The sequence below is a fragment of the uncultured Allobosea sp. genome (genome assembly GCF_945956895.1).
GTDB lineage: Bacteria > Pseudomonadota > Alphaproteobacteria > Rhizobiales > Beijerinckiaceae > Allobosea.
This window is the reverse complement of sequence record NZ_CAMFJF010000120.1, coordinates 1-5,937: the sequence shown is the minus strand read 5'-3', so window position 1 is coordinate 5,937 and position 5,937 is coordinate 1. Positions and strand designations below refer to the sequence as shown.

Sequence of the window (5,937 nt, the reverse complement as noted above, 5' to 3'; positions counted from 1 at the left end):
ATGGACGGCATCGAGCTGGCGCGCCGCGCCACCGAGCTCGATCCCGACATCAAGGTGATGTTCATCACGGGCTTTGCCGCCGTGGCGCTCAATCCCGATTCGCAGACGCCGAAGGATGCGAAGGTGCTCTCCAAGCCCTTCCACCTGCGCGAACTCGTCAGCGAGGTGGAGAAGCTGCTGGCCGCCTGAAAGCCGGTTCGGCATCTCGCTCCGGCAGATGCCAACAGCCTCGTGAGAATTTATGCGGCAAACGCCTTGCCACCCGCGAAGCGAGCCGCTATAGCCCCCTCACTCGCAGCGTGATCGCGGCCCACACGGCCCGGACACGCTTCCGGAAGCCACCTCAGGGCGGCGACGGGCGCGTAGCTCAGCGGGAGAGCACTACGTTGACATCGTAGGGGTCACAGGTTCGATCCCTGTCGCGCCCACCATTTGATGCCCTTGCAATACAGGGACGAAAGGCCGCCTCACCGGGCGGCCTTTTTGCTTTTCGGGGTCTTCTCACCTCACCGTCATTGCGAGCGCAGCGAAGCAATCCAGGGGGACTGGGTGGAACACCTGAGCCCAGTCCCCCTGGATTGCTTCGTCGCTTCGCTCCTCGCAATGACGGCGGACGAGGCCTGCGCACGGCTCCTCAATCCGCTTCGCTCGGCGCGAGCTGGCGCACGAAGCGGCGCAGCAACCCCTCGAAGGCAGAGAGCGCCGGCGAGGCAGAACGCCCGCCAAGGCGAATCATCACGATGTCCCGCGCGATCGACGGCTCGGTCAGTGGCCGCACCAGCACCGAGGCCGGCGCCACCGCCCGCGCATAGGTCGGCAACACCGCGATGCCGAGCCCGGCCTCGACCAGCGCCAGCGCGGTCGTGATCTGCGTCACCTCATAGGCCGGCTTCAGCGTGATCTCGGCGGTCTCATAGCCGACCTCGGCGAGCAGGCGGATGCCGCTGTCGCGGGTCAGCGTCACCAGCGGCTCGTCGGCGAGATCGCGCCACGCCACCGAATCGCATGCGGCGAAGCGACTGCCCCGACCGCAGAACAACATCAGGCTGTCGCGGGCGAGCGTCGTGCGCTCGATCGTGTCGTCGAGCGCCGGGAAAGTGCCGACGCCGCAATCGGCCTTGCCGAAACGCACGGCCTCGACGACGAGGTCGTTGCGCGCATCGATGATCGCGACCTGCAGGCCGGGATATTTCTGCTGCAGCGCCACGATCGTCGGCGGCATGATCACCGCCGCGAGCAAGGGCGGCACCGCCACCACGATCCGGCCTCGACGACGCTCGGCCAGGCCATTGGCATTCAGCACGGCGGTATCGAGATCCTGCACGATCTTCAGCGCAGCCCCATGGAACTCGCGCCCGCCCTCGGTCAGCTCGACGCGCCGCGTCGTGCGGTCGAGCACGCGGATGCCGAGTTCCCGCTCCAGATCGCGCACGAGCTGGGACAGGGCCGGCTGCGCCATGTTCAGGCGCTCGGCCGCCTTGGTGAAGGTGCCCTGCTCGGTCACGGCCAGGAAGGCCTGGATCTGGCGCAACGTGATCGCCATGGATTTTCCGATTTATAAGAATAGCTTCCGAATTCATACGAATGTTACGAGTTGCCGTATACCCCGGCTCTCATGCCATCATCCCTCATCGCCCGACATGCATGTCGGGCTGCCTGGGAGAGGTTGTCGGGCAAGGGCATTTCGGATGATGGCGCGCAAGGGGCGCGTCTCACGAAAGCCGCTTCCGCCCGAACCGCTCCGGAATGCGGGAGCCGGCCTGATGAAATACGCCAAGAAGGACGCCAAGGCCTATGCCCGCGCCCATATGAAGGGCATCTGGGCGGCCGCGCTCACGCCCTTCACCGATACCCTCGCGATCGACGAGGACGGCTTCAGGCAGAACATCCGCCACTGGCTCGAAGACCTCAAGATCGACGGCCTGTTCATCGCCGGCAAGCAGGGCGAGTTCTTCTCGATGTCGATCGAGGAGCGCAAGCGCAATTTCGAGCTGGCGGTCGAGGCCTCCGCCGGCCGCGGCCAGACCATCATGTCCTGCTCCGACCAGAACATGGACGTCGTCATCGATCTGGCGAAGCACGCCCAGAAGGTCGGCGCCGACTACATCGTCGTGCACGCGCCGATCCTGCATTTTTTCAAGGCGCAGGACGAGACGCTCTACGAATATTACCGGACCATCGCCGAGAAGATCGATATCGGCATCGCGCTCTGGAGCCACCCGGATTCCGGCTATCTGATGAGCCCCCAGCTCTGCAATCGGCTCGCCGATATCGAGAACGTCGTCGCGATCAAGTACAGCGTGCCGCGGCCGATGTATGCGGAGCTGACGCGGCTCGCCGGCGACCGCATCCTGGTCAGCACGGCGTCCGAGGAGGAATGGCTCGACAACATCCTCGAGCTCGGCTGGCAGCTCTATCTCTGCTCCTCGCCGCCCTACCTGATCCAGACGGCGAACGACCGGCGCATGCGCGAATACACCGATCTCGCCTTCCGCGGCGAGGCCGAGAAGGCCCGCGCCATCCGCGACAGCCTGGACCCGGTGCGTGAGGCCCTGCGCGGCACGCGCCCGGCCGAGAAGCCGCATGCGCACCAGAAATACTGGCAGGAGCTGCTCGGGCAGGTCGGCGGACGCGTCCGCCCGCCGATGCTGGAGCTGACCGAGGCCGAGAAGGCCGCGACGCGTGCCGCCTTCGAAGCCTGCGGCCTGGGCAAGGCGCCGCTCGCCAAGGCCGGCTAGAGGCATGTTGGCGCCTGTCGGAAAACACGGGTCATCCCGGCCGGAGCGAAGCGTAGAGCCGGGATCCATGCCTGAACCTTCTTCGGAAGCGCTCCGGAATGGATCCCGGGTCAAGCCCGGGATGACGGCGTGTTTCCGAGCAACCAATCGATATCTGAGACGACAGCGGGAGAGGTGAGATGGCGACCGAAGGACGGCTCAAGGCCTTCAACTTCAAGAAATGGATCGCGGAGCACCAGCACCTGCTCAAGCCGCCCGTCGGCAACAAGAAGGTGTTCGACGACGGCCAGATGACCGTGATGGTCGTCGGCGGCCCGAACCAGCGCGCCGACTATCATGACGACCCGGTGGAAGAGTTCTTCTATCAGCTCAAGGGCGACATGATGTTGAAGCTGGTCGACAACGGGAAGCACTACGACGTGACGATCCGCGAGGGCGACGTCTTCCTGCTGCCGCCGCATGTGCGCCATTCCCCGCAACGCCCGCAGGAAGGCTCGATTGGGCTCGTGGTCGAGCCGGCGCGCCATGCCGGCCAGGTCGACGGCTTCGAATGGTACTGCTTCGAATGCCAGGGCCTCGTGCACCGCATCGAGGTCACGGTCGAGGACCTCGTGAAGGACCTGCCGCCGCTCTACGAAGCCTTCTTCGCGGACGAGAAGGCCCGCACCTGCAAGCATTGCGGCGCGCTCCACCCCGGCCGCAAGCCGCCGGCCGGCTGGGTTGCGCTCTAAGGGCGCCGCATCGAAAGGCGAGCTCCCCGTCGCGGGCGAGTCCGTGCTTGGATAACGGGCAGCAGCGCCTTGCGTCCCGCTCGGGGCGCGGTGATGTTGCGCGGGAACAGGCCTAAGCGCGGTGGCGCAGAAATGCCGCGTCGAACCATCTCAGAGGCAAAACGGAACGACTGGAGTCCATGATGAAACTGCGCGGATTGCTTTTCGGCATCGCGACGACGCTGGCGGCCTCCACGGCGCTGGCCCAGCAGCCGGTCAAGATCGGCATGATCACCACGCTCTCAGGGCCGGGCGGCTATCTCGGCCAGGACATCCGCGACGCGTTCAAGCTCGCCATCGACATGGAAGGTGGCAAGCTCGGCGGCGTGCCGGTCGAGCTCGTCGTCGAGGACGATGCGCTCAAGCCCGGCCAGGGCAAGCAGATCGCCGAGAAGATGCTGAAGACCGACGGCATCAAAATCCTGACCGGCATCGTCTTCTCGAACGTCGCCGGCGCGACCGTGCCGGATATCGTCGATTCCGGTGCACTCTATGTCAGCCCCAACGCCGCGCCATCCAATTTCGCCGGCAAGGAGTGCAACGCCAATTATTTCGTCGTCTCCTGGCAGAACGACAGCCTGCACGAGAGCGCGGGCCAATACGCCACCAATCTCGGCTACAAGAAGGCCTTCATCCTCGCCCCGAACTACCAGGCGGGCAAGGACGCGCTGACCGGCTTCAAGCGCATGTTCAAGGGCGAGATCGCGGGCGAGGTCTATACCCGCCTCGACCAGACCGACTTCGCCCCCGAGATGGCGCAGATCCGCGCGGCCAATCCCGACGTCGTCTTCCAGTTCCACCCCGGCGGCCTCGGCATCGCCTTCCTGCGCCAGTACCAGCAAGCCGGCCTGCTCGGTAAGACCCCGATGGTGCTGGCCGAGCCCTCGCTCGACGCCACCACGCTGAAGGCGGTCGGCGAATCCGCGCTCGGCCTCAGCGTCACCGCGCACTGGAATTCGGATTTCGACAACGCCGCCAACAAGAAGTTCATGGAGGCCTGGACCAAGGCCTATAATCGCGCCCCGACCTATTATGCCAGCCAGGGCTACGACGCCGCACTGGCCATCGCCTCCGCCCTGAAGGCAACCGGCGGCAAGACCGATGTGCCCGCGCTGCGCACGGCGCTGGCCAAGGCCGATTTCCAGTCGGTCCGCGGCGCCTTCAAGTTCGGCCCGAACCAGCACCCGGTGCAGGATTGGTACGCGCTCAAGGTCGAGAAAGGCGCCGACGGCACGCCGATGCTCAAGACCACCGGCACCAAGGTGCTGAGCAACCATGGCGACGTCTACGCCAAGGACTGCAAGCTCTGAACCGGTAATCCGGATCGCACTGGAAACACACCGTCATTCCGGACAAGCCGCGAAGCGGCGCTGATCCGGGATCCATCATAAGGCTCAGCGCCCAACGATGGATCCCGGGTCGAGCCCGGGATGACAGTGCGGTTCCGTCGCAAGGCAACCGGCGGACTTATGGAATCTTGGCCTGCGGCTCCGCAGGAGCGCACACGGCCCGAATGTAACAGCGATGACCCTCGTTCTCGAACAATTGCTCAATGGCCTGCAGTTCGGCGTGATGCTGTTCCTGCTCGCGGCCGGGCTGACGCTGATCTTCGGCATCATGGGCGTGATCAACCTCGCCCATGGCTCGCTCTACATGGTCGGCGCCTATGCCGCTGCCTTCGCCGCGGCGCAGACCGGCTCCTTCCTGATCGCCATGCTCGCCGGCCTCGCCGCCGCCGCCTTCATCGGCATGGTGATGGAGCTCGTCGTGCTGCGCAGGCTCTATGCGCGCGACCATCTCGATCAGGTTCTGGCGACCTTCGCGCTGATCCTGATCTTCAACCAGAGCGTGACGCTGCTCTTCGGCCGCCAGCCGCTCTTCATCTCGGTTCCCCCGGCGCTGAACGGCTCCGTGCAGCTCCTGCCCGGCCTGACCTATCCGGTCTATCGGCTCGCGATCATCGCCGTCGGCCTCCTGGTCGCGCTCGGGCTCTATCTGCTGATCAACCGCACCCGCGTCGGCATGCTGGTGCGCGCCGGCGCCACGCATCGCGAGATGGTGCGTGCGCTCGGCGTCGATATCCGCCTGCTCTACACCGCTGTCTTCGCGCTTGGCGCCCTGCTCGCCGGCCTCGCCGGGCTGATGGCCGGGCCGATCCTTGCCGTGCAGGTCGGCATGGGCGAACAGATCCTGATCATGACCTTCGTCGTGGTGGTGATCGGCGGCGTCGGCTCGATCCGCGGCGCCTTCTTCGGCGCGCTGCTCGTCGGCCTCGTCGACACGTCCCTGCGCGCCTTCATGCCCGGCCTGCTGCGCCATGTCATGACCGGCTCGGAGGCCGATGCGCTCGGCGCCGGCCTCGCCTCGATGGGCATCTACCTGCTGATGGCGATCGTGCTGCTGGTGCGGCCCAAGGGACTGTTCCCCGC

Annotated in this window: 5 protein-coding genes, 1 tRNA gene and 1 pseudogene; 6 read left to right on the top strand and 1 reads right to left on the bottom strand. The window is 65.8% G+C overall.

Going from position 1 to position 5,937, the window contains the following annotated elements:
* Both Q0Q02_RS22910 and Q0Q02_RS22905 read left to right on the top strand, forming a co-directional pair.
* A pseudogene (locus Q0Q02_RS22910) lies at positions 1-189 on the top strand (response regulator); the annotation flags it as partial.
* Between the two features lie 167 nt (positions 190-356).
* A tRNA-Val gene (locus Q0Q02_RS22905) sits at positions 357-431 on the top strand.
* A gap of 203 nt (positions 432-634) precedes the next feature.
* Here Q0Q02_RS22905 and Q0Q02_RS22900 read toward each other — a convergent pair.
* The gene (locus Q0Q02_RS22900) at positions 635-1,543 is read right to left on the bottom strand and encodes a LysR family transcriptional regulator (RefSeq protein WP_293813028.1); all 909 of its coding nucleotides are present in this window, start codon (positions 1,541-1,543) and stop codon (positions 635-637) included.
* 220 nt (positions 1,544-1,763) lie between these two features.
* Between Q0Q02_RS22900 and Q0Q02_RS22895 the strand changes: the two genes are divergently transcribed.
* From Q0Q02_RS22895 to Q0Q02_RS22880, 4 genes are all read left to right on the top strand, one after another.
* A complete protein-coding gene (locus Q0Q02_RS22895; RefSeq protein ID WP_293813026.1) occupies positions 1,764-2,738 on the top strand; it encodes a dihydrodipicolinate synthase family protein in 975 nt (324 codons plus the stop codon).
* A gap of 179 nt (positions 2,739-2,917) precedes the next feature.
* Complete coding sequence (locus Q0Q02_RS22890; protein WP_293813024.1) at positions 2,918-3,469, top strand: 3-hydroxyanthranilate 3,4-dioxygenase; 552 nt, start codon at positions 2,918-2,920, stop codon at positions 3,467-3,469.
* Between the two features lie 182 nt (positions 3,470-3,651).
* Complete coding sequence (locus Q0Q02_RS22885) at positions 3,652-4,818, top strand: ABC transporter substrate-binding protein (RefSeq protein WP_293813022.1); 1,167 nt, start codon at positions 3,652-3,654, stop codon at positions 4,816-4,818.
* A gap of 214 nt (positions 4,819-5,032) precedes the next feature.
* The coding region (locus tag Q0Q02_RS22880; RefSeq protein ID WP_293813020.1) for a branched-chain amino acid ABC transporter permease at positions 5,033-5,937 on the top strand (905 nt) is incomplete at its 3' end.